Genomic DNA, 18,912 nt, shown 5'->3' with positions numbered 1-18,912 from the left:
TATCGCGGGGCTACGACGCTGCGGCCAGGGGCTTGGGTGTCTCGATTTCGATCCTGTCGTCCGTGGCGTCATTCTCGGGCGCCATGGACACGCATCCGCGACCCGCAGCCTTGGCCACGTAGCAGGCGGCGTCTGCCCTGGCGATGATCTCGTCGACCGCGCCGCAATCTGCGTTGATAGGAGCCAGTCCGATGCTGGCGCCGATCGAATGGGGACGGCCTTCCCAGGTGAAGTCGAGGCCCTGTATCGCATCGATGATGGATCGCGCCGCGATCCTGGCCCCGGCGGCCGAGCCCGACTTCAGAATGACCGCGAATTCGTCGCCGCCCAGACGCGCGACCATGTCCTGCGGACCAAGCACGCCACGCACGGCCTCGGCAACGCGCTTGAGCAATGCGTCTCCCGCCGCGTGGCCGCCTGTGTCGTTGACCAGTTTGAAATGATCCAGATCGATGAACATGAACTGATGTCCGATCCCCTCCTTGCGGGCCTGATCGACCAGTTCTTCCATGGCGCGGATGAAACTCGCGCGGTTGGCAAGGCCGGTCAGCGCATCATGCGCGGCGGCGTGGGCAAGCTGGCGCTGCAGCGCGCGCGCATCGGTGAAGTCCTGGAAGACGATGACCAGTCCGCAGAATTCGTTGCGTTCGTTCATGATCGGCGACACGACCTGCCGGATGCTGCAGCGCGTCTCGTCGCGCCGGATGAGGACGGCGCGGCTGTTCTGGTCATCGGCTCCCTGGCCGCCGATCGCAGGCCGCGCCACGCCGATCCTGTGGCCGGTCTCCTCGTCGACCGCCCAATAGACATGGCCGAGCGTCTTGCCGAGGGCATCATTGCAGGAGACACCGGTCAGCTTTTCGGCGACAGGATTCATGAAGGTGACGCGGTTGGCGGCATCGGTGCAGATGACGGCATCGCCGATCGACTGGAGCGTCACTTTGAGGCGCTCCTTTTCGTCCGCCAGCATGGCCGCCGACACGGCGAGGCGCTCCTCCGCCTGCTTGCGCCGGGTGATGTCGGTCAGGCTGCCTATCGCCCTGATCAGCCGCCCCTCTTCGTCGCGCTCGATCGCCTTGCCGCGGTCGAGGAACCAGAGCCAGCGGCCATCCTTGTGGCGCATCCTGAATTCGGCCTCGAAGAACGGCGTGCGGCCTTCGAGATGGGCGCGGTCCGCCTCGGCCACTGCTTCGCGGTCGTCGGGATGTATCATCGCCAGCCAGTGATCGGGGTCACCGTCGAGTTCCCCGTCGGCGTAACCCAGCATCTTGACCCAAGTCGAGGAATAGTTAGTGCCGCCCCTGCGCTTGTCGAAGTCCCAGACGCCCTGGCCGGCGCCGGCCAATGCAAAGTTCCAGCGCGTTTCGGCCTCGGCGATCCGCGCCTCGGCCTGCTTGCGCGCATCGATGTCCTCTATCTGCGAGACGAGATACAGCGGCCGGCCGCTATTCCCGTCGCGAATGACGGAGCCGGCCAGCCTGGCCCAGACGGGCGTGCCGTCCTTCTTGAGATAGCGCTTCTCGAAATGAAAGGAATCGATCTTGCCGGCCTTCAGGTCTTCCATCGTCTCCCGCCCGATCTCCAGATCGTCGGCATGCGTGAGCTGGAAGAAGGTCAACGCCTCGATCTCGTCGCGGCGGTAGTCGAGCATGGCAGCGAAAGCCGGGTTGGCCTCAAGAATGCGCCCGTCGAGGCCGACGATGGCGACGCCGATGGAGGAATCCTCCATGGCACGGCGGAAGCGCTGCTCGCTCTCGGCGATCTGGCGGCGGTCCTTGCGGATGACGCGCGCGAACATGCAGGCCAGGAGAAGTGCGCCGGCTGCCACACCGACCGACGCCTGCACACATAATTCGAGCGTCTCGGCGCCGGGATCCAGCCGCGACAGCAGGATCGATGCCGTCATCGCCGCTGTCCCGCCCACGAGCAGAGCCAACCCCGCATGTCTGTGCGGCGCCGGCCCGATGATCCTTCGCATTGCCACGATTTGTACCACCCCGTGGGCAATCGCATTTCCCGTGAAAATCCTGACGGATCGATTTTAAGGAAAGGTTGCGTCGGGTATCGGCGATGCCGCCGGCCGGCAAACATTTGCCGGCATGATTAAGGATCGGTATGCGCGGGATGCAGCAGCGGGCGTCGCGCTACCAGCGCACGAAAAACCGGCCGCCGAGCGCGCCGAGCAGCGCCAGCGCGGCGATCGCGATCGTATACCAGGTGGCGACGAAAAGCGGCGAATCATCAAAGCAATGCGCGGCATAGAAGGTTGCCGCCAGCCCGCCGGCGAGCAGGCCCGCGGCCGTGCCGGCCAGCACCGGCCGTGTCGGCGCGCCATAGCGCAGCATCCACAGGAAGATGGCAAGCGGGCCGATGCCGATCAGCGGGATGAGCCCCATGCAGACCATCATGTTGGAACCGACGAGACGCCTGCCCCAGTCGGCCTCGGGCACGGCGTAAAGCTCCAGCACCACGGCCACTGCCACGAGCACGGGCGCAGCCGCCATCCAGGCCGCCGCCTTGCCTGTCGATGCTCCCGGTGTCGACAATGTCCTGACGAAGGCGAAGGCGCTGGCGGCGAGCACGATGGTGAACAGGAACTTCGAAAGAAAGCGCATCGTATGTGCGGCAGCCATGAAGTCGGGGCGCGGACCGATCGTCATCATGAAAACCGCGCCCGCGATCACGGCGGCCACACCGGCAGCCAGCCACCAGGCCGAGCGCAGCGGCATCGCCTTGCTGCGGGCGTCGGCATCAAGCGCCTTGATGAGATCTTCGGTCCTCATGTCATTCCCGCCCAAACCGCCCCTGCCCGAACCGCTTGGCAATGGCTGCAAGTCCGCGATGCAAGGAAACCCGCACCGCTGTTTCGCTGATGCCGAACTTGGCTGCCGTGTCGCCGATCGAGCGCCCCTCCACCGACACGGACGACACCACGGAGCGCTGTGCCGGCGGCAGGCCGTCGAGCGCCCGGTTGATGTCGCGTTCGCTGACGGTTTCCGTTTCCGGCTCGGCGAAGGTTTCGGCAATATCGTCGACATCGATCTCGATGCGCCGTCCGCGCCGCCGGAACGCGTCGATCAACTTGAAGCGCGCGATGGCATAGACCCAGGGCAGCACAGGTGCGTCCTGGCGCCAGGTGTGCCGTTTCACATGAATGGCCAGCAAGGTTTCCTGCACGACATCCTCGGGATCGACCCCGCCTTTGACGATCTTGCGCCTGGCAAAACCGCGAACCAGAGCGGCCGTCCGGTGCAGAAAGTCGGCATAGGCCCTTTCATCTCCCGCGATCGCGGCTCGCATCAGCCGGGAAAGCTCGGCCTCGTCCTTGCCGCTCACAAGAGTTCACTCCCCGATCTTCGCGCCTCGGCGCTGATTTGTTACGTGGCCGGCGAAATAATGTCCAAGGCAAACTACCGGCAAGTCACGAAAGATTGCGGGCGAACGCGAACTTGGGCTCGTCGACGGCGACTGTGTCCTGGACCGTCGGTCGCGCGCGGCCATCACGCGGAATTGTCCGCCTGGCATGGGCCTATGCCGCCAGCGGCCGATTGAAGCAGGCCAAAAATGTTGACTACACCTGTCATGTATCGATAGGTGCTGCGTGCCAGTTCAACGAGATCGAGGACGACGCCCATGAAATACGCTCTTTCCACCCTTGCCGGCGCCGCGGTGGTGGCGGTCAGCCTGATGGCTGGCCAGGCGATGGCTGAGGATACAGGCATCATCGTCTACAATGCCCAGCACGAGAGCCTCGCCAAGGAATGGGCCGACGGCTTCACCAAGGAAACCGGTATCAAGGTCACGCTGCGCAATGGCGGCGACAGCGATTTCTCCAACCAGATCGTCGCGGAGGGCACCGCCTCGCCCGCCGACGTGTTCCTGACCGAGAATTCGCCGGCCATGGTGCTGGTCGAGAATGCCGGCCTGTTCGCGCCGGTCGACGCCGACACACTGGCGCAGGTTCCGCAGGATTATCAGGCAGCGAGCGGCAAATGGGTCGGCGTTGCCGCCCGCAGCACCGTCTTTGCCTACAATACCACCAAGCTCAAGGCCGACCAGTTGCCCAAGTCGCTGCTCGACCTTGCCGATCCGAGCTGGAAAGGCCGGTGGGCCGCCTCGCCGTCGGGCGCCGATTTCCAGGCTATCGTCAGCGCGCTGCTGCAGCTCAAGGGCGAAGCCGCGACAGCGGACTGGCTGAAGGCGATGAAGCAGAATTTCACCGCCTATAAGGGCAACAGCACCGTGATAAAGGCGGTCAACGCCGGCGAGATCGAAGGCGGCGTGATCTATCACTACTACTACTTCGGCGATCAGGCCAAGACCGGCGAGAACAGCAAGAACGTTGCGCTGCATTATTTCAAAAACCAGGATCCGGGCGCCTTCGTCTCGACCTCCGGCGGCGGCGTGCTGGCTTCGAGCAAGCATCCCAAGGAAGCCCAGGCTTTCCTGAAGTGGGTGACCGGCAAGGGCGGCCAGGACGTGCTGAAGAACGGAACGTCCTTCGAATACGCGGTCGGCAAGGGCGCAGAGTCCAATCCGAAGCTGGTGCCGCTGGCCGACCTGCAGGCGCCGAAGATCGATGCCGCGACGCTGAACTCCAAGAAAGCCACCGACCTGATGACGGCGGCCGGCTTGCTTTAGTTGCCGTTCGTCCTAATAAGGACACCGGCCGTGCTCCCGCGGGAATTCCGCGGGAGCGTTTTGTTTTTTCGAGATGGCATTCGTCGATGACGACACGCTGTATTCCCGACCATGATCGTGGTCTTTCGATTGCCGCCGCCGGGCGGCAAGGGCGCGAAGTCTGAGCCGATGCAGTTCGCGGCCGACATTGCAAGCCCGGGCCTGCCGCCGAGGACGCGCCGCAGGGCGCGCCGGCGCGCTGCGTCATGGATCGTTGCCGCCGCTATCTTCGTTTCGCTGCTGGCCCTGCTGCCGCTTGCCTTCATCGTCTGGGTCGCCGTGCAGACCGGTTGGGAAACCGTCTCGGCGCTGGTTTTCCGGCCGCGTGTCGGCGAGCTTCTGGCCAACACCGTCCTGCTTGTCGCGCTCGCCGTGCCGATCGCCATCATCCTGTCGGTGGCGCTGGCCTGGCTGACCGAACGCAGCGACCTGCCCGGCGCCCGGCTGTGGGCCTGGCTATGCGTGGCGCCGCTCGCCATTCCCGCCTTCGTGCACAGCTATGCCTGGATCACCATGGTGCCCGGGCTGCATGGCTTGTGGGCCGGCGTGCTTGTCTCTGTCATAGCGTATTTCCCGTTCCTTTATCTGCCGGTATCGGCGGCCCTGCGCCGGCTCGATCCGGCGCTCGAAGACGCCGCGGCCGCACTCGGCCTTGGTCCCTGGCGTGTGTTCTGGCGCGTCGTGCTGCCGCAGCTCAGGCTTGCCATCTGTGGCGGCGCATTGCTGGTCGGCCTGCACCTGTTGGCCGAATACGGCCTTTACGTCTTCATCCGCTTCGACACCTTCACCACGGCGATCGTCGACCAGTTCCAATCGACCTTCAACGGGCCGGCCGCGAATATGCTGGCCGGCGTGCTGGTGAGCTGCTGCTTCGTGCTGCTCGGGCTGGAGGTGCTGGTGCGCGGGGAAGAGCGCTATGCCCGCGTCGGTTCGGGCGCCGCGCGCCACCAACAGCGCGCGCCGCTCGGCCGGGCGACCGTGCCTTGCCTGCTGCTGCTTGCCGCCACCACGCTTCTGGCGCTCGGCGTACCGTTCGTCACCATCGGACGCTGGCTTGCCGCCGGCGGCGCCGAGGTCTGGCGGCTCGACGAGATCGGCCTGGCGCTCGGCCAGACGTTGTTCCTGGCGCTCGCCGGCGCGCTGCTCGCCACCGTCGCCGCCATGCCGATGGCCTGGATCTCGATCCGCGCGCCGGGGCCTCTGCAGCGCTTGCTGGAGGGCTGCAACTACATCGTCGGATCGCTGCCCGGGGTCGTGATCGCACTGGCGCTGGTCACCATCACCGTGCGCATCGCCCTGCCGCTCTACCAGACCCTGTTCACCATTCTGGTTGCCTATGCCTTGATGTTCCTGCCCCGCGCCCTGATCAGCCTGCGGGCGTCGATCGCGCAGGCGCCGGTCGAGCTCGAGCGCGCCGCGTCCAGCCTCGGGCGGTCGCCGCTCCATGCATTGTGGTCGACGACGATCCGCCTGTCGGCGCCGGGTGCCGCCGCCGGCATGGCGCTGGTGGCGCTCGGCATCATGAACGAGCTGACCGCGACCCAGATGCTGGCGCCGAACGGCACCCGCACGCTCGCGATGGCATTCTGGTCCTACAGCGGCGAGATCGACTACGCTTCGGCAGCACCTTACGCCTTCATCATGGTGGCGATGTCGCTGCCCCTGACCTGGCTGCTCTATGTCCAGTCAAAACGGATGGCAGGACGATGAGCTTTCTCGAACTCAGGGGCTTGCACAAGCATTACGGCCCGGTCGCGGCGCTTGCCGGCATCGATCTCGACGTCGCCGGCGGCAGCCGCACGGCCATCGTCGGGCCGTCCGGCTGCGGCAAGACCACCTTGCTGCGGCTGATCGCCGGTTTCGAGGCGCCCGACCAGGGCAGCATTGTGCTTGACGGAAAGATGCTGGCCGACAGCGGCGGCGCCGTTCCGGCGCACCGCCGCGGTATCGGCCTGGTTGCACAGGACGGCGCCCTGTTTCCGCACCTGACGATTGGCGACAATATCGGTTTCGGGATGGACCGCAGGCTGGACAAACGCTCCGAACGCATCGTCGAACTGGCCTATATAGTAGGGCTGGACAAGGCGATCCTGAAGCGCCGCCCGCACGAACTCTCCGGCGGTCAGCAGCAACGCGTGGCGCTCGCCCGCGCCATGGCGATGAAGCCGCGGCTGATGCTGCTCGACGAACCGTTCTCGGCGCTCGACACCGGCCTGCGCGCCTCCATGCGCAAGGCCGTGGCGGAACTGCTCGAAGCCGCCGGCATCACCACCATCCTGGTGACGCACGATCAGGCCGAGGCGTTGTCCTTCGCCAGTCAGGTCGCGGTGATGCGCGAGGGCCGGTTCTCGCAGGTCGGCACGCCGCGCGAACTTTATCTCAAGCCGAAGGACAGGATGATTGCCGAGTTCCTTGGCGACGCCATCATCCTGCCGGCGAAGATAGCGGGCGGTTTCGCCACGTCGCCGCTTGGCCGCATCGCCGTCGATACGTCGGACAGCCGCGATGTCGCCCGCATCATGTTGCGGCCGGAGCAGATCGGACTGAAGCGGACATCGCGCGAGGGCATGTCGGGCACGCCGGACATGCTTTTTGGCGAGGTAACGGAATCCGAATTCGCCGGCTCGACCTGCACGGTCGCGGTGCGGTTGCTCAACAGCCCCGACCCGCCGGACGCCGCCGCCATCGGCAGCACGCCGCTGATCCTGCGCAAGTCCGGCATGGACGCGCCGGCGGTCGGTGAGATCGTCCGGCTCACCGTGTCGGGACAGGCGCATGTATTCGCCTGACCGGCCGACGGTTCGCGGCTCGCTGATCAGCATGCAAGATTGGCGTCAGTCGACCCTCTTTGCAGCCTGATCGAACCAGTGAAGTTTCTCGGCCTTGGCCACGACGCGCAACTGGTCGCCGGGCTTGGCTGTTGCGCGCGCGGCCACACGCACGACGATGCGGTCGCCTCCTGCCGCACAGTGAAGAAAGCTGTCCGCTCCCACCGGCTCGACCGCCTCCACCATTGTCGGCAGCACGAGCGCGCCGGACGGTGCCTCGGCCGCGAAAGTGACATCGGCATCCTCGGGGCGGAAGCCAAGCGTGACGGCATTCGCAGGCGCAAAGTCGCTCGTCTTGCTGCCGGTCAGCGCCGGACCCGAAAGGGACAGAAGATTCATCGGCGGTGCGCCGATGAAAGAGGCGACGAACGTCGAGGCCGGCTTTTCGTAAATGTCGAGTGGCGCGCCCGCCTGCTCGACCAATCCGCCATTCATGACGACAAGGATGTCGGCCAACGTCATCGCTTCCAACTGGTCATGGGTGACGTAGACCGAGGTGACACCGAGCGAGCGCTGCAAGTTCTTGATTTCGACCCGCATCTGGCCGCGCAGCTTGGCATCGAGATTGGAGAGTGGCTCGTCGAACAGGAAGACTTTCGGATTGCGCACGATGGCGCGGCCCATGGCGACGCGCTGGCGTTGACCGCCTGAAAGCTCGCGCGGGCGCCGGTCAAGCAGCGCTGAAAGCTCCAGCACCTTGGCGGTCGAACGAACCCTGCTGTCGATCTCGTCCTTGGGCGTACCGCGATTGCGTAGCCCGTAAGCCATGTTGTCGTAGACTTTCATATGCGGATAGAGCGCATAGTTTTGGAACACCATGGCGATGTCGCGCTCGGTCGGGCCGATCGTGTTGACGATCTTGCCGTCGATAGCGACCGTGCCGGAAGAAATGGTCTCCAGCCCGGCGATCATCCTCAAAAGCGTGGACTTGCCGCAGCCGGACGGCCCGACCAGCACACAGAGTTCCTTGTCGGGAATGGCAATGGAGACGCCCTTCACGGCTTCGACGCCGCCGGCATATACTTTCTTCACGTCCCTCAGATCGACCGTCGCCATCGGCTTCTCACTTTTCGGTGTCGACCAGTCCGCGCACGAACCAGCGCTGCATCAGCACCACAACCAGGATTGGCGGCAAGATTGCCAGGATCGCCGTGACCATGACCAAATGCCATTGGGTGTCGGCATCGGCGAAGGAGACCATCTTCTTCAGTGCGATGACGATGGTGTTCATATCGTTGCTGTTGGTGACCAGCAGCGGCCACAGATACTGCGTCCAGCCGTAGATGAAAAGAATGACGAACAGCGCCGCGATATTGGTGCGCGACAATGGCAACAGGATATCGAAAAAGAACCGCCATGGACCGGCGCCGTCGACGCGCGCCGCCTCGACCAACTCGCCCGGGATGGTCATGAAGAACTGGCGGAACAACAACGTTGCGGTGGCCGAGGCGATCAGCGGGATGATCAGTCCGGCATAAGTGTCGATCATACCGAGGTCGACCATTACCTTGTAGGTCGGCAGGATGCGCACCTCGACGGGAAGCATCAGGGTGATGAAGATCAGCCAGAAGAAAGTCATGCGCAGCGGAAAACGGAAGAAGACGATCGCATAGGCCGACAGGATCGAGATGAATATCTTTCCGACCGCGACGCCGAGCGCCATGATCGTGGAGTTGAGGAGCAGCCTGCCGACGCCGAGCCCGCCGATGCGGCCGACGCCGCCGAACAGCGCCTCGCCGTAATTGTTCCAGAACTCGCTGCCCGGCCGGAAAGGCAGTGGCGGCCTAAGGATGGTTTGCAGCGTCTGCGTCGAGGCAACGAAAGTGTAGTAGATCGGAAAGGCCACGATCAGTATGCCGAGGATGAGCACGGCATGTGCAAGGAAAATGCGAAACGGGGATTGACCGATCATCGCGCTCCTCAGCCGTAATGAACCTTCCGTTCCACGTAGCGGAACTGGATGGCGGTGAGCGCGATGACGATGACCATCAGGATGACCGACTGCGCCGCCGAATCGCCGAGGATCAGATTGACGAAGCCGTCATTGTAGACCTTGTAGACCAGTGTCTCGGTGGCCTTGCCCGGCCCACCGCCGGTGACGGCGTGGACGATGCCGAACGTGTCGAACAGCGCATAGACGGTATTGACGACCAAAAGGAAAAACGTCGTCGGCGCCAAAAGCGGGAAGACGATGGTCCAGAAGCGCTTGGTTTCGCCGGCGCCGTCGATCGCCGCCGCCTCGATCAGCGTTTTCGGCACCGCCTGCAGCCCGGCGACGAAGAACAGGAAATTGTAGCTGATCTGCTTCCAGGCGGCCGCCGCCACCAGAAGGATCATGGCGTCGGTGCCGTTGAGCAGCGGATCCCAGGCGACGCCCAAACGTCTCAGCAGATAAGACAGCGAGCCGATCGATGGATTGAACAGGAACAGCCACAGCATGCCTGCAATCGCCGGCGCCACCGCGTAGGGCCAGATCATCAGCGTGCGGTAGAGGCCTTTGCCGCGCACCACCTTTTCCGCCATCACGGCAAGGAGCAGCGCCACGCCCATGGCAACGATCACGGTCGCGAGCGAAAACACCACTGTGACCTTGATCGAGTTGAGATAGGCCGGGTCGGCAAGCACCTTGCGGAAATTGGCAAACCAGACGAACCTGCTCCTCAGCCCGAACGGGTCCTGCCTCAGCATCGACTGGTAGAGCGCCTGCCCGGCCGGCCAGTAGAAGAACACCAGCGTGATGGCAAGTTGCGGCGCCACCAGGAGGTATGGCAAGACTTTGTTGGGAAAGACGACGCGCGGGGTCAATGCGCCGCTCCGGCGTGGAAAGCCGAGCGGCACTCTACGGCGCTCACCGCTGCCCTGCCGGGCATCTCCCCTTCTTGGAGGAAGATTGGCGGTTCCTGCGGCAGCTGCCATTCTCCAGCTTTGACAATCGCCGAAAACGGTCGCGACAGCCAGTCTCCCCCCTTCAGGGGGAGATGCCCGGCAGGGCGGAGGGGGGCCTCGTAGAGCAAGGACTATAACTCGATAGGTTCGGACGCGCCCTAATTCCCCAGCGCTTCCTCGATCGCCGCGTTGCCACGCGTGACCGCATTGTCGAGCGCCTGCTGGGCGGTTTCCTGGCCGGCAAGCATCTTTTCGAACTCCTCGTTCTGGATGTCGCGCACCTGCGGCAAGTTCGGCAACCGCACGCCCTTCGAATTGTCGGTCGGCGCCTTGCCCGTCATCTGCAGGATCGGCGTCTCGCGACCGGGATTCTTGTCGTAGAAGCCGGACTTTTTCGTCGCCTCATAGGCGGCGAGCGTCACCGGCAGGTATCCCGATTTCTGGTGCAGATATTCCTGCACATCGGTCTTGGACAGATAGGCGAAGAAAGCCGCGACGCCTTTGTACTCCTCGTCGGACTTGCCGCCGAAGACCCAAAGGCTGGCACCGCCCGGCGTCGTGTTCTGCGGCGCGCCCTTGGCGTCGCTGTCATAGGGCAACTGGCCAATGCCGTAGTTCATGCCCGACTTGACGATGTCGCCTAGGCCGCCCGAGGATTCGGTGAAGATGCCGCATTCGCCGGCGAGGAATATCTGCTTGGCTTCGGAGGTGCGCCCGCCATATTTGAAGGTGCCGTCCTTGGCCAGATCGGCGAGCGCCTGGAAATGTTTGACGAAGATCGGCGAGTTGATCTTGAGTTCGACATCACCGCCGGCCAGGCCATTCTGCTGCGTGGCCCACGGCACATCGTTCCACGCCGCGAAGTTTTCCAGGTGTATCCAGGTCAGCCAGGTCGAGGTGTAGCCGCAAGCGGCGGCGCCGCTCGCCTTGATCTTTTTGGCATCCTCCCACACCTCGTTCCAGGTCTTGGGTGGGTTGTTCACATCGAGCCCCGCCTTCTGGAAGATGTCCTTGTTGTAGTAGAGGATCGGCGAGGAGGAGTTGTAGGGGAAGGACAGCATGGTGCCGTCCGGCGTCGAATAATAACCGACGATGCCTGGCAGATACTGGCTCTTGTCAAAGTTCATCCCGGCGCCGGTCAGCACCTCGGCCACTGGCTTGATCGCGTCCCGGGCCGCCATCATCACGCCGGTGCCGACATCGAACACCTGGATGATGTCAGGCGACTGGCCGGCGCGATAGGCGGCGATGCCGGCATTCAGCGTTTCGGGATAGGTGCCCTTGAAAACCGGAACAATCTGGTAGTCGCCCTGGCTGGCGTTGAAATCCTTGGAAATCTTGTCGACGACCTCTGCGTTGGCGCCGGTCATGGCGTGCCACCAGCTGATCTGCGTGACGGCGAAGGCGGAGGTTGTGGAAAGCAGGGTCACGGCGACACCGGCCGCGAAGCCAAAGAACTTCATGTTTCGTCTCCCGTTCTCATTGCTTGTCATTGGCGAAAGGGGCACTCCCGCAATGGCACTATGTGTCGTTCGCGCGCAGCGGACAACGGTTTTGTTGCGGGCAGGCGCACTTCATGTCCGGCTAAAGTAGCGTTCACTTCCGGATGAAAGTGACCCGGAAAAGGATTGCATAGCGGCTTGCTGCTTGAATTGATGTACCAGGGACCTGTCTCGAGACGGTCAGCGACCTCACCGACGAACGGCGTCTAACAGCACATGACAACGCTGACATGACAACGCTGAAAAAGGCGTCGGTTTGCTCGGTCGATGCGTGGAAATTCCCGTCCCGCGCTCAGCCTGACGGATTTGACATCGGCCAATCAGTCTGCTGGCCGGGAATGGGTCTGCCGCCGCTCAGTTCTGCTGCCGCTGGGTTCCAGAAGCGCGCGGCAAGTAGAGATGCAGGCTTGTTCCCTGACCGATTTCGCTATCGATTCGGACATGCCCACCGGATTGCTTGATGAAGCCGTAAACTTGGCTTAGCCCGAGTCCCGTACCCTGCCCTTCCGACTTTGTTGTGAAGAACGGCTCGAAAACGCGCGCCAGGGTGTCCTTGCTCATTCCACAGCCGGTATCGCGTACAGTCACGCGAACAAATGAAGCCGCCGCTGAACGCAAATCCTCCAGATCATTTGGAAAATTGCTGGTCTCAATCGTGAGGGTGCCACTGCCTTTCATTGCATCTCTGGCGTTCACCGCAAGGTTAAGAACGGCGATGTCGAGCTGGTTGGCATCGATAAGGATAGGGTCCAAGGCTGGATCCAGATTGCATTGCACCCGGATACCGCTCCCCAACGTCCGTTCCAGCAGCGTCGTCAGCCCCTTGATACGTTCATTGAGATCAATCTGTTCCGGGGCCAGGGATTGGCGTCGCGAAAAGGCAAGCAGTTGCTGTGTTAGCGCTCCTCCATTTTCGATCCGCCTGAACATCTCCTCGACCAGCAGAGTGACTTTCTCATCCGCAGGATATTTAGCGATCTGTTTCTCCAGAAGCCGAAGGCCAGACCCGAAAACGGCGAGTAGGTTGTTGAAGTCATGGACAATGCCAGCTGCGAGGCGTCCAATGGCTTCGAGCTTTTGTGACTGGCGTGCGTTTTCTTCTCTTGATCGCTGGGCCGAGACATCGCGCAGGCTGGCAAGCAATGCGGGCCTGCTGTCCCAGGTAACCTCGACCGTACGCATTTCCACTTCTGCCGGCTTGCGGCCGGAACGGTGAACGGTGATCTCGGCGATCTCTCCGGAGACGACCGGACGGCCGAGCGGAACGTGGAGGAGTTCGTCAAGCGGCTGTCCAAAAATTACGGCTGCCGCAGGATTGGCATAGAGCACTGTTCCGTCCAAATCGACCACCAGCATCCCGTCGGCGGTATTTTCGATCAACTGGCGAAAGCTGAGCTGGCTGATGCCAGCCGGAGATGTATCTCCGGGCGATTCCAGCATTTCGGCGGCGTTTTGCGCCGTATTCAAGGCGCTCTTCATGTCGACGTGTTGTCCACGGCGGAGTCGCCGAACACATCAGGCGCGCTGTCAAAGGGCTTTCCAAGATGCATACCGCCACTGTCGATGGTGAAGCGCCGTATCTGTTTGTCGTGTTCGCTGCCGCGCATTTTCAGCACCATCATGCCGCGATGCATGAATTCTTCCTGCTGAATGTAGCGCAACAGAATGATCGAATCGGTGAGTGTGGAAATATGCTGCTCGCTAGCGCTCTGGCCTCCGACAAGCGATTTGTTGGTAGCGGTGCAAAGGCCGGCAATTTCGCGCTTCTTTATGAAGGAGGTGACGCTGATCAAGAACTCACGAAACCCGGTTTCTGGCGCGATGCGCTCCAATGCCGACAAGCTGTCGATTGCCATGCGATCGGGTTTGAACTCCGCCACCAGTTCGCGGATCATCAGAAGGTGATCCGGCAAACTCTGCGCTTCCGGATAAAGGCAGACTACCTTCAGGCGACCATCCGCCTCCATCGCTTCGAAATCGACGCCCCAGCTACGCGCGTTGCGGAAAAGCTGGCCGCGGCTCTCCTCATAGCCGACGAGCAAGGCGCGTTCGCCCGCAGCCACTCCGCCCGCTAGAAAGTTGGTGACAAGTAGAGTCTTTCCGGTGCCTGTGGCTCCACTGACAAGGGTTACGCTGTCGCGAAAGAACCCGCCGCTGCACATTTTGTCGAGTTCGGAATTACCACTGGTGACCCGTTTCGTGCTTGATTGCTGCTCCAGGCGCAACGATGACAGAGGCACAGCTACGATGCCCTGTTCGGCGACCAGCGTTATGGGCACTTCGCCCTCAACGTGACGGCTGCCGCGCATTTTCAGGACTTCTATGGTCCGCCGACGGCGCTCGCGATCAAGGGCATTGCGAAGGATCACGACATTGTCTGCGACGAACTCCTCTATTCGGTGACGGGAGATTTCACCATATTCACTGTTGCGTTCCGCGGTCATAAGGACCGTCAGCCCTTCTTTCTTCAGCGCGGTCGCAATACGTAGAAGTTCGCGGCGCACTGCCGTCTGCTCGGCTACGAAATGATCGAAAAGTTGGGTAACCGAATCGAGCACGATGCGCTTTGCCCCGGCGCTTCGGCTCGCGTGCAGAATGCGGGTCAGAAGACCGGCGAGGTCGAAATCGCCCACAACCACCTGGTCCTGATCGCGCGGGCTCGCATCGACGAAAACAAGCTTGTCCGCCGCTCGCCAGCCGCGGATGTCCCAGCCGAAGCTCGCCATGTTTACCTCGATCTCGGTTGGCGACTCCTCGAAAGTGACGAAGACACCGGCCTCATTGAGACCGGTGATGCCATGCGCCAGGAACTGCGTGGCGAATACGGTCTTGCCGCTACCGGGCGTGCCGCCCACGATGGTGGTGCGTCCGCGCGGCAAGCCACCCATCACCAAGTCGTCAAAAGCCTCGATCCCTGTATTGACGCGTTCAAGAACCGGGTCGATAGAGATCTCATCCGTCGCGGTCATGAATATCATCCTTCTTGCGAAAACCGAAATAGTCCAGAACCTGAGCGATATTGCTGATGTCGCCCACCAGACGGCGCGGGGGATCGGCGGATTCGTCGGAGAGCGTCGGCGTTGCTAGTATCCCTGCTCGCTCCGCCTCATGAGGATGTTCCAGGATATCGAAGATCTGGATTTCAATGGATGCGCTCATCTCCTCGATTATCTTCAGGCGGCTTTCCAGTGCCCGACGAGCACCGGGCGTGTCTCCGGCGATGTAGAGCCGGAGAAGGGGATGGGCCCCTGAAGCGGGCGGTTGTTCCGGGTTCATATCTCACGCTGGTTGCACGGGTTCAGTATCGACGTGCTCTACGCGACACGCCAGCAATTCAACCGCAGGGCTTTGTTGTCCGCCTTGGGCGATCTTCTAGCATTTCGCCTGGAGCCGACGCGCCACAGCTCGCGCTCGATGGGGCCTGGATCAGCACCCCTGTCACTTCTTAGACATTCGCGCTTTGCGCGTCTGCGCACTAGTGGACATTTCTCCGGTTATTGGGATATGGGCCGCAAGCGATCGTTCGGAGGAGTGTAAATGGAAGCCCGCGCCCACATAGACTCCGGCATGATCGGCAACAATCTTCTGCGGGCACTCACCGCGGCAGATTGGGCAATCCTCGAGCCTTGGCTGGATGAGTGGTCGGCCCCCACCGGAACACTGCTTTATGAACCTGGCGACACGGTTCGCCATGCATACTTCCCGAGAGGTCCCAGCCTGATTTCCTATCTCGTCGTGCTGAGCGACGGGCGTGCGATCGAGACGGCTCTGGTCGGACGAGAAGGGGCAATTGGCGGAGTTGTCAGCCAAGGCAGGCTCCCAGCTTACGCTCGCGCTGAAGTACAATTGGGAGGTTCGTTCTTCCGCATCGACCTGCTTAACCTTGAAGAGGCGAAGTCCAGGTCGTCGACGCTACGGAATCTGTTCGCGCGGTACGCGGACTGCCTGATGGCGCAGATGTTCCAGTCCGTCGCCTGCAATGCCGCGCATTCGATCGAGCAACGGACAGCGAAATGGCTGCTGGCCGCCATTGATCGGACGGGCACTCCCGATCTGGCGCTGACACAAGAACAGCTCGCCGTAATGCTCGGAGTCGGCCGGAGCTATTTGAGCCGCGTCATACGCGATCTGAAAGAACACGGTCTCATTGAGACCCATCGTGCCCGGATCGTCGTTCGCAAGGTCGACGGCCTGCGGTGGCTTGCTTGCGAGTGCAATGCGGCGGTCAGTCATCACTTCGACGAAGTATTGAAGGGCGTCTATCCCCTGCCGACCAACGGCTCGTCTGGCCGATAGCACAAACGGCTCGCCATATATGTCCTTAAGGTGAGTCCCTGGACGCCGAGGCTTGGACTACTATCTCGGCAAGCCGGCGCCGATCCAGGCATTCGACGAATTGACCGGGTCGGCTCAGGCCGCCGCGGATGGGCTGGGCGGAACCGTTGCGTGGTCAAGCCGCGCTTGCGCCCAGCCTTGTCCCAGCCTCTTCAAGACCCGAGCGCGGCCTCGACAAGCCGCTTGGCGTCCGGCCCCGACCACTCGGCCGGGCCGTTCATATGGGCGATCAGGCAGCCTTCGCCGTCGATCAGCATGGTGACGGGCAGGCCGAGCGCCAGGCCGCGCGTCTTGAGCTCGTTGAACAGCGCCATCGTCGAATCCCTGTAATAGCCGAGCGCCTCGACGCCGGTGTCCTTGAGGAACTTCTTCGGCTTCACGTCGTCGCCGGCATCGACGTTGACGGCGACGACCTGGAACGCATCGCTGCCTTTCTCCTTCTGCAAGGCGTCCAGCGCCGGCATTTCGGCGCGGCATGGCGCGCACCATGTCGCCCACAGATTGAGCAGCACCGTCTTGCCGGCATGGTCGGCGATGGTCATCGGCTTGCCGTCCGGGCCGTTGAAGGCGAGGCTCTTCATCGATTGCGGCGGATCGGCTGGCAAGAGCGCCGCGACCTCGCCGGTGGCGGCTGCGGCGATCTTCTTGGCGCGTTCGCTCTTGGCGGCGCAGGCGACATCGTCCTTGCTGTCTCCGACGGCGACTTGCGACGCGGCGTTGTTGCCAGACTGGCTCTCGCTGACATATACCGCGACCGCGCCGGCCAGCGCTCCCGCCACCAGGGCGGCGAGGATCAGGCGCGGGGCCGGGAAAAATCTGTTTCCGTCTGCCATGTTCTCAAAACTGCTCCGAGCACGGGTTTTATAGCCATGAGCGACAAGAAGACCAGCAACCAGATGTGGGGCGGACGATTTGCCTCGGGTCCGGCCGCGATCATGGAAGCAATCAACGCATCGATCTCGTTCGACCGCAAACTCTATGCGCAGGACATCAGAGGTTCGATCGCCCATAGCGCGATGCTGGCGCAAACGGGCATTATTTCGGCGGCCGATCAAGAGAAAATCGCTCACGGCCTGAACACGATCCTGAAAGAGATCGAGGCGGGCACGTTTGAATTCTCGACCAGGCTGGAAGACATCCACATGAACGTCGAGGCCCGCCTCGCCGAGCTGATCGGTCCGGCCGCCGGCCGGCTGCACACGGCCCGCTCTCGCAACGACCAGGTTGCAGTGGACCTCCGGCTCTGGGTCAAGGACGAGTGCTTTCGCGTCGCCGAGGCCTTGAAGGGCCTGGTCGGTGCGTTGCTGGAGCGGGCCGAGCAGCACGCCGCGACGGTGATGCCGGGCTTCACCCATATGCAGGCGGCGCAGCCGGTGACATTCGGCCACCACTGCATGGCCTATGTCGAGATGTTTTCGCGCGACCTGTCGCGGGTGCGCGACGCCATCGAACGCATGGACGAGAGCCCGCTCGGTGCAGCAGCCCTTGCCGGCACCAGCTTTCCGATCGACCGCCACCAGACCGCCAGTGCGCTCGGCTTCCGCGAGCCCATGCGCAATTCGCTGGACAGCGTCTCGGACCGCGATTTCGCGCTGGAATTCCTGGGACTGGCGGCCATATGCGCCACGCATCTGTCGCGGCTGGCGGAAGAAATCATCATCTGGTCAACGCCGCAATTCGGCTTCATCAGGCTGTCGGACAGCTTCTCCACCGGCTCCTCGATCATGCCGCAGAAGAAGAACCCCGACGCCGCCGAACTGGTGCGCGGCAAGACCGGGCGCGTCACCGGCCATCTGGTCGGCCTGCTGACGGTGATGAAGGGCATGCCTTTGACCTATGGCAAGGACATGCAGGAAGACAAGGAATCGGTGTTCGATGCCGCCGAGACGCTCGACCTGATGCTGGCGGCGATGACCGGCATGGTCTCCGATATGACGGTGAACGCGGCGGCGATGAAGAAGGCTGCCGGCTCCGGCCACGCAACCGCGACCGACCTTGCCGACTGGCTGGTGCGCACGCTCGGCCTGCCGTTCCGGGAAGCGCATCATGTCACGGGACGGGCGGTGGCGCTGGCCGAAGAGAAGAAGCTGAGCCTGGAGAAGCTTGCGCTGGAAGACTTGCAGTCGATCCACCCCGGCATCACGAAGGACATTTTTTCGGTGCTGGCCGTGCAGAACTCTGTGAAGAGCCGCACCTCCTTCGGCGGCACCGCACCGTCGGAAGTCAGGAAGCAGATCCGCTACTGGAAAAAGCGGCTGGCCAAGGCGTGATGCCGGACATTGCGGCCAGCCATATCCCGGATATTGCAACCGCCAATATCCAGGATATTGCAACGGCAATATCCAGGGTGCAATGCGCCGAGAACTCGGCTAAAAGCAGCGGCGGAAAAAAGTTTCGGACGGATGGATCGATGACCGGAAGCAGGATTTTGGTGACACTGACGCTGCTTGCGGCGGTTGCCGCCGTTACGGCTTGCGGCAGAAGGTCCGGTCTCGACACGCCTTACGAGGCGGCCGTGCAGGCGCGCAAGGACGCCGAGAAGGCACACCAACCCGTGCCGCCGGAACCGGAAAAACCGGTCGCGGACAAGAAGTTCATTCTCGACCCGCTGCTCTAGAGCCGGTCAGAGCGGTTTAGAGTGCTAAACCCGCTCCTACCCTGCTCCAATTTTTCGGAACCAC

The 18,912-nt window shown here is 62.7% G+C and carries 17 protein-coding genes; 6 read left to right on the top strand and 11 right to left on the bottom strand.

Features of this window, described 5'->3' with window-relative positions; all coding sequences use genetic code 11:
- Positions 1–10: 10 nt before the first annotated feature.
- From FJ946_RS10445 to FJ946_RS10435, 3 genes are all read right to left on the bottom strand, one after another.
- On the bottom strand, positions 11–1,906 hold the full coding sequence (locus FJ946_RS10445) for a PAS domain S-box protein (RefSeq protein ID WP_224518915.1): 1,896 nt from the start codon (positions 1,904–1,906) through the stop codon (positions 11–13).
- A 238-nt stretch (positions 1,907–2,144) separates the two neighbouring features.
- Complete coding sequence (locus FJ946_RS10440) at positions 2,145–2,783, bottom strand: NrsF family protein (RefSeq protein WP_140525439.1); 639 nt, start codon at positions 2,781–2,783, stop codon at positions 2,145–2,147.
- Position 2,784: 1 nt separating this feature from the next.
- Positions 2,785–3,336 (bottom strand): sigma-70 family RNA polymerase sigma factor, encoded by a 552-nt coding sequence (locus FJ946_RS10435; RefSeq protein ID WP_140513867.1) that lies wholly within the window; start codon positions 3,334–3,336, stop codon positions 2,785–2,787.
- A 297-nt stretch (positions 3,337–3,633) separates the two neighbouring features.
- On the opposite strand from FJ946_RS10435, the gene FJ946_RS10430 reads away from it, so the two are divergent.
- The 3 genes from FJ946_RS10430 (at position 3,634) to FJ946_RS10420 (ending at position 7,469) form a co-directional block, all read left to right on the top strand.
- Positions 3,634–4,641 (top strand): iron ABC transporter substrate-binding protein, encoded by a 1,008-nt coding sequence (locus tag FJ946_RS10430; protein ID WP_140565901.1) that lies wholly within the window; start codon positions 3,634–3,636, stop codon positions 4,639–4,641.
- A gap of 168 nt (positions 4,642–4,809) precedes the next feature.
- Positions 4,810–6,390 carry an iron ABC transporter permease gene (locus tag FJ946_RS10425; protein WP_181165391.1) on the top strand — a complete coding sequence of 527 codons (1,581 nt, stop codon included), beginning with the start codon at positions 4,810–4,812 and terminating at the stop codon, positions 6,388–6,390.
- Positions 6,387–7,469, top strand: a complete 1,083-nt coding sequence (locus FJ946_RS10420; RefSeq protein ID WP_140525436.1) for an ABC transporter ATP-binding protein — start codon at positions 6,387–6,389, stop codon at positions 7,467–7,469. Before FJ946_RS10425 ends, FJ946_RS10420 begins: the two co-directional genes overlap by 4 nt.
- Before the next feature lie 45 nt (positions 7,470–7,514).
- Here the strand turns inward: FJ946_RS10420 and FJ946_RS10415 are convergent, their stop codons facing one another.
- The 7 genes from FJ946_RS10415 to FJ946_RS10385 all read right to left on the bottom strand — a co-directional run bounded on the left by FJ946_RS10415 (position 7,515) and on the right by FJ946_RS10385 (position 15,172).
- The gene (locus FJ946_RS10415; protein WP_140500808.1) at positions 7,515–8,564 is read right to left on the bottom strand and encodes a sn-glycerol-3-phosphate import ATP-binding protein UgpC; all 1,050 of its coding nucleotides are present in this window, start codon (positions 8,562–8,564) and stop codon (positions 7,515–7,517) included.
- Positions 8,565–8,571: 7 nt separating this feature from the next.
- Complete coding sequence (ugpE, locus tag FJ946_RS10410) at positions 8,572–9,420, bottom strand: sn-glycerol-3-phosphate ABC transporter permease UgpE (protein WP_140500807.1); 849 nt, start codon at positions 9,418–9,420, stop codon at positions 8,572–8,574.
- Positions 9,421–9,428: 8 nt separating this feature from the next.
- The gene (gene ugpA, locus FJ946_RS10405; protein WP_140513871.1) at positions 9,429–10,313 is read right to left on the bottom strand and encodes a sn-glycerol-3-phosphate ABC transporter permease UgpA; all 885 of its coding nucleotides are present in this window, start codon (positions 10,311–10,313) and stop codon (positions 9,429–9,431) included.
- A gap of 239 nt (positions 10,314–10,552) precedes the next feature.
- A complete protein-coding gene (ugpB, locus tag FJ946_RS10400) occupies positions 10,553–11,857 on the bottom strand; it encodes a sn-glycerol-3-phosphate ABC transporter substrate-binding protein UgpB (protein ID WP_140565898.1) in 1,305 nt (434 codons plus the stop codon).
- 393 nt (positions 11,858–12,250) lie between these two features.
- Complete coding sequence (locus FJ946_RS10395; RefSeq protein ID WP_140565896.1) at positions 12,251–13,375, bottom strand: ATP-binding protein; 1,125 nt, start codon at positions 13,373–13,375, stop codon at positions 12,251–12,253.
- The gene (gene kaiC, locus FJ946_RS10390; RefSeq protein WP_140500803.1) at positions 13,372–14,865 is read right to left on the bottom strand and encodes a circadian clock protein KaiC; all 1,494 of its coding nucleotides are present in this window, start codon (positions 14,863–14,865) and stop codon (positions 13,372–13,374) included. The genes FJ946_RS10395 and kaiC overlap by 4 nt, the downstream gene beginning before the upstream one ends.
- Entirely contained in the window at positions 14,849–15,172 is a 324-nt protein-coding gene (locus tag FJ946_RS10385; protein WP_140500802.1) for a circadian clock KaiB family protein, read from the bottom strand. The genes kaiC and FJ946_RS10385 overlap by 17 nt, the downstream gene beginning before the upstream one ends.
- A 261-nt stretch (positions 15,173–15,433) precedes the next feature.
- Between FJ946_RS10385 and FJ946_RS10380 the strand changes: the two genes are divergently transcribed.
- Positions 15,434–16,192: a Crp/Fnr family transcriptional regulator gene (locus FJ946_RS10380; RefSeq protein WP_140513873.1), complete on the top strand. Its 759-nt coding sequence runs from the start codon at positions 15,434–15,436 to the stop codon at positions 16,190–16,192.
- Positions 16,193–16,383: 191 nt separating this feature from the next.
- On the opposite strand, the gene FJ946_RS10375 is transcribed toward FJ946_RS10380, so the two are convergent.
- Positions 16,384–17,064: a TlpA disulfide reductase family protein gene (locus FJ946_RS10375; protein ID WP_140558128.1), complete on the bottom strand. Its 681-nt coding sequence runs from the start codon at positions 17,062–17,064 to the stop codon at positions 16,384–16,386.
- Between the two features lie 36 nt (positions 17,065–17,100).
- Between FJ946_RS10375 and argH the strand changes: the two genes are divergently transcribed.
- Together argH and FJ946_RS10365 are read left to right on the top strand one after the other, a co-directional pair.
- Positions 17,101–18,501: an argininosuccinate lyase gene (argH, locus tag FJ946_RS10370; protein ID WP_140565893.1), complete on the top strand. Its 1,401-nt coding sequence runs from the start codon at positions 17,101–17,103 to the stop codon at positions 18,499–18,501.
- A 140-nt stretch (positions 18,502–18,641) separates the two neighbouring features.
- Positions 18,642–18,848 (top strand): lipoprotein, encoded by a 207-nt coding sequence (locus FJ946_RS10365; RefSeq protein WP_140500798.1) that lies wholly within the window; start codon positions 18,642–18,644, stop codon positions 18,846–18,848.
- The last annotated feature ends 64 nt before the right edge of the window (positions 18,849–18,912 follow it).

Source organism: Mesorhizobium sp. B2-4-7, from assembly GCF_006442685.1.
In the GTDB taxonomy this organism is placed as follows: domain Bacteria; phylum Pseudomonadota; class Alphaproteobacteria; order Rhizobiales; family Rhizobiaceae; genus Mesorhizobium.
The sequence above is the reverse complement of the archived record's forward strand: the minus strand, read 5'-3'. Positions and strand labels throughout refer to the sequence as shown.

What these genes read in the sequence shown, in the direction of transcription:
- argH (WP_140565893.1), top strand. Translation starts at nt 17,101, where the DNA reads ATGAGCGACAAGAAGACCAGCAACCAGATGTGGGGCGGACGATTTGCC.
- FJ946_RS10385 (WP_140500802.1), bottom strand. Translation starts at nt 15,172, where the DNA reads ATGAACCCGGAACAACCGCCCGCTTCAGGGGCCCATCCCCTTCTCCGG.
- ugpB (WP_140565898.1), bottom strand. Translation starts at nt 11,857, where the DNA reads ATGAAGTTCTTTGGCTTCGCGGCCGGTGTCGCCGTGACCCTGCTTTCC.
- FJ946_RS10365 (WP_140500798.1), top strand. Translation starts at nt 18,642, where the DNA reads ATGACCGGAAGCAGGATTTTGGTGACACTGACGCTGCTTGCGGCGGTT.
- FJ946_RS10430 (WP_140565901.1), top strand. Translation starts at nt 3,634, where the DNA reads ATGAAATACGCTCTTTCCACCCTTGCCGGCGCCGCGGTGGTGGCGGTC.
- FJ946_RS10425 (WP_181165391.1), top strand. Translation starts at nt 4,810, where the DNA reads ATGCAGTTCGCGGCCGACATTGCAAGCCCGGGCCTGCCGCCGAGGACG.
- ugpE (WP_140500807.1), bottom strand. Translation starts at nt 9,420, where the DNA reads ATGATCGGTCAATCCCCGTTTCGCATTTTCCTTGCACATGCCGTGCTC.
- FJ946_RS10415 (WP_140500808.1), bottom strand. Translation starts at nt 8,564, where the DNA reads ATGGCGACGGTCGATCTGAGGGACGTGAAGAAAGTATATGCCGGCGGC.
- kaiC (WP_140500803.1), bottom strand. Translation starts at nt 14,865, where the DNA reads ATGACCGCGACGGATGAGATCTCTATCGACCCGGTTCTTGAACGCGTC.
- FJ946_RS10440 (WP_140525439.1), bottom strand. Translation starts at nt 2,783, where the DNA reads ATGAGGACCGAAGATCTCATCAAGGCGCTTGATGCCGACGCCCGCAGC.
- FJ946_RS10380 (WP_140513873.1), top strand. Translation starts at nt 15,434, where the DNA reads ATGGAAGCCCGCGCCCACATAGACTCCGGCATGATCGGCAACAATCTT.
- FJ946_RS10375 (WP_140558128.1), bottom strand. Translation starts at nt 17,064, where the DNA reads ATGGCAGACGGAAACAGATTTTTCCCGGCCCCGCGCCTGATCCTCGCC.
- FJ946_RS10395 (WP_140565896.1), bottom strand. Translation starts at nt 13,375, where the DNA reads ATGAAGAGCGCCTTGAATACGGCGCAAAACGCCGCCGAAATGCTGGAA.
- FJ946_RS10420 (WP_140525436.1), top strand. Translation starts at nt 6,387, where the DNA reads ATGAGCTTTCTCGAACTCAGGGGCTTGCACAAGCATTACGGCCCGGTC.
- FJ946_RS10445 (WP_224518915.1), bottom strand. Translation starts at nt 1,906, where the DNA reads ATGACGGCATCGATCCTGCTGTCGCGGCTGGATCCCGGCGCCGAGACG.